Source organism: Sedimentibacter sp. B4, assembly GCF_000309315.1.
Taxonomy (GTDB): Bacteria; Bacillota; Clostridia; order Tissierellales; family Sedimentibacteraceae; genus Sedimentibacter; species Sedimentibacter saalensis.
The window spans coordinates 1-234 of the sequence record NZ_CANG01000886.1 but is presented as its reverse complement, the minus strand read 5'-3'; the positions used below and the strand labels follow the sequence as shown (position 1 = coordinate 234).

The following is a 234-nucleotide window of genomic DNA, read 5'->3' as shown; positions in this document are numbered from 1 at the left end:
TCGCCGGGGAAGACCAGCAGCTGGGTCTCCACGCCGTTCAGCTTCAGCTCCGTGTAGTACCGCTTAGCCGTGGCGAGCGGACAGCGCAGGTCCTGCTCGGAGTGGATCACCAGCGTGGGCGTACGGACACGGTCGACCTTCAGCAGCGGCGACTGGGCGTCCATCTGCTCGCGCGTGCCGTGGCACGCCTCGACGAAGTACCAACCGATGTCGGAGGCACCCACGAAGGACGCC

1 protein-coding gene is annotated in these 234 nt (G+C 67.1%); it reads right to left on the bottom strand.

Features of this window, described 5'->3' with window-relative positions; translation table 11 throughout:
* Nucleotides 1–234, bottom strand: a 234-nt coding sequence (locus tag BN358_RS24560) for a S9 family peptidase (protein ID WP_157593530.1), incomplete at both ends; no start/stop codon positions are given.